Raw genomic sequence first — 2,551 nt, 5'->3', positions numbered from 1 at the left:
ACTTTTACAAGTGGTGTCGATTTGCAGTCTGAAACCCTTACTGGGTAAGGGCTGCTAGACGAACTCCCCACCGATTGGGTTAATTCGGAATAATTGGAAACGACCCGAGCAAACTCGACCCGTCAGTTGAGCGGTGGCGTTTCCCCCACCGATTGGGTTAATTCGGAATAATTGGAAACATTCGCTCGTGCTCGAGCTTCTTGATTTACTTCACTAACCCCACCGATTGGGTTAATTCGGAATAATTGGAAACTAAACCATTTCCTCCATTCTGATCGTCTCTTCCTGCCCCCACCGATTGGGTTAATTCGGAATAATTGGAAACTTAATGGCTAAGCGCCGTTCAGTGCAAGACATTAATCCCCACCGATTGGGTTAATTCGGAATAATTGGAAACTTTAGGGTTGCAGTTCCTCCAGCACCACCTTGACCTCCCCCCACCGATTGGGTTAATTCGGAATAATTGGAAACATCAAACCAGCAGCGATGAAAGCAATCAAAGATTGGAACCCCCACCGATTGGGTTAATTCGGAATAATTGGAAACGAACAGGGCGGGAATTTAAGCTTGCCATGGAATTTTTCTCCCCACCGATTGGGTTAATTCGGAATAATTGGAAACGCTTGCGGGCTTCTTCAACGGCTTCTGTCGGAAACCCCCACCGATTGGGTTAATTCGGAATAATTGGAAACCCCATGCCACGATTGACGTTTGCAAATGCACCGTCAATTGCCCCACCGATTGGGTTAATTCGGAATAATTGGAAACCTTCTTTTGCTTATCTGTGCCTTCTTTTGCTTTGACCCCACCGATTGGGTTAATTCGGAATAATTGGAAACGCTCGTTGTTGCTTGCGGATTTCGTCCGCTTTTTGCCCCCACCGATTGGGTTAATTCGGAATAATTGGAAACACAACGGGGTGGGTTTTCCCAATTTACCTTCATACCCCCACCGATTGGGTTAATTCGGAATAATTGGAAACGTACACTACGAGGGCAGGCTTGCGCCTGTCCGTTACCCCCACCGATTGGGTTAATTCGGAATAATTGAAGAAATTACAATACCTGAAACTGCAATGATTATGATGAAAATGCAGTTTCAGGTATTTTTAATTATTAATAAAGATAAAAACAGCCCAAATGTGTAAAAAATATTTTGTCATTGCAGGCATAATGGAGCAAAGCGATCGCAACACCTTAAATTAATGGGTGTGTCACCAAACTCTTAGGCGATCGCCACCTTTGGAAACGCGAGTTTCCAAGCATAAGTTTTAATAAAACATATCGTCCAAACCCAAATAAACAGCAATTGGTGAAAACCTATGCTTACATCTCGTCGTGTCCTGATTTTTGCAGACAGCGATAACACTTACCTAGCAGCACAAAGCTTCAACAGAAAAATCGACTGGCAAAAAATATGTAACTATCTTGCAGATCCCAAAGAAGGTAGAGAATTAATCGAAATGGTGATTTATGTTGGTTTACCACCAGCCAGAGAAAGATTTGAAGAACAACGCAAAACCAAAGAGAAATTTGTATATTGGGCTAGAAATAACGGCTTTTTAGTAGTTGCAAAAGAAGGAAAAGCCAAAGGAGAAGAATACGAAACCAACATTGATGTTGTGATGGCGATGGATGCAGTGGAATTAGCATTAGAAGTCAAACCAGATATCGTTGTCTTAGTCACAGGAGATTCAGATTTTGCTTATTTAGCCGAAAAATTGAGACGAAGAGGAATGCGAGTAGAAGTTGCATCTGTAGAACAGTCATTAGGTAGCGAGTTAAAAAATGCAGCTAACAGCATTATCGACTTAATCGAAGTATTTGATTCATTTAATCCGCAAAATACTAATCAAACATTCCACAGAATTGGTAACACCAGCATATTTGATTAACTCTCATATTAATTAATTCGGCAATTAATTAAACCAGTTATCAATCAGAACATCATAGCCATCATGCGAACCATCAACGGCAAATTGATTATCCAAGAAATACACGATCCAGATAACGTAGAAAAACAAATAATGAAATTCAGTCAACAGCAAAATCAACAACATAACCAAGAAGTCACCAACATCCACAATCAAATCAGTAAACTAGACAAAAGATGCATCCTCCTCGAAGAAGCGATCGCCCGACAATTTATGCAGTTTCTCATCATTAATATTTGCAGTGTGATTGGATTAATCTTCCTTTTATCTTGGGTTAATAGCAACCATCAAAATAACCAACCGACCAAAAAATTAAACACCCCCACAGTGCAGCAACGACACAAATAAACTAGCAGCTAAATACAAAAATACACATTAAGGAGAAAATATGCGAGCAGTAGTCAATGGTAAATTAGTTGATTTACCTCAGGGTACAACAGTAGAACAATTGCGAAAAAAGTTTCCCGAAATTGGCAATGATGATGTCATGGAAGAAGGTTTCGGTGGAACTAAACCCTTAAAAAATAATGAAGCCCTCAAAGAAGGTTCAAAAGTATGGACTGTACCCAAAATAGTCAAAGGAATAGAAGATTTTAGGTTTTAGTGCAAATACCTTAC

Annotated in this window: 3 protein-coding genes and 1 CRISPR repeat array; all 3 genes read left to right on the top strand. The window is 40.3% G+C overall.

The genetic code is table 11. From position 1 onward, the window contains the following. Positions 1 to 65 precede the first annotated feature (65 nt). Positions 66 to 1,054: direct repeats of the CRISPR family, unit length 36 nt; unit sequence CCCCACCGATTGGGTTAATTCGGAATAATTGGAAAC. Between the two features lie 267 nt (positions 1,055 to 1,321). Then, the gene (locus H6G41_RS34410; RefSeq protein ID WP_190752869.1) at positions 1,322 to 1,894 is read left to right on the top strand and encodes an NYN domain-containing protein; all 573 of its coding nucleotides are present in this window, start codon (positions 1,322 to 1,324) and stop codon (positions 1,892 to 1,894) included. Positions 1,895 to 1,957: 63 nt separating this feature from the next. Next, complete coding sequence (locus tag H6G41_RS34405) at positions 1,958 to 2,281, top strand: hypothetical protein (protein WP_190752867.1); 324 nt, start codon at positions 1,958 to 1,960, stop codon at positions 2,279 to 2,281. A 40-nt stretch (positions 2,282 to 2,321) separates the two neighbouring features. Continuing rightward, a complete protein-coding gene (locus H6G41_RS34400) occupies positions 2,322 to 2,537 on the top strand; it encodes a hypothetical protein (RefSeq protein ID WP_190752865.1) in 216 nt (71 codons plus the stop codon). Positions 2,538 to 2,551 lie beyond the last annotated feature (14 nt).

The organism is Tolypothrix sp. FACHB-123 (assembly GCF_014697075.1).
Classification (GTDB): domain Bacteria; phylum Cyanobacteriota; class Cyanobacteriia; order Cyanobacteriales; family Nostocaceae; genus Aulosira.
The sequence above is the reverse complement of the archived record's forward strand: the minus strand, read 5'-3'. Positions and strand labels throughout refer to the sequence as shown.

Bases quoted from the DNA above. Each gene is read 5' to 3' on its own strand.
- H6G41_RS34410 (WP_190752869.1), top strand. From the start codon at position 1,322: ATGCTTACATCTCGTCGTGTCCTGATTTTTGCAGACAGCGATAACACT.
- H6G41_RS34405 (WP_190752867.1), top strand. From the start codon at position 1,958: ATGCGAACCATCAACGGCAAATTGATTATCCAAGAAATACACGATCCA.
- H6G41_RS34400 (WP_190752865.1), top strand. From the start codon at position 2,322: ATGCGAGCAGTAGTCAATGGTAAATTAGTTGATTTACCTCAGGGTACA.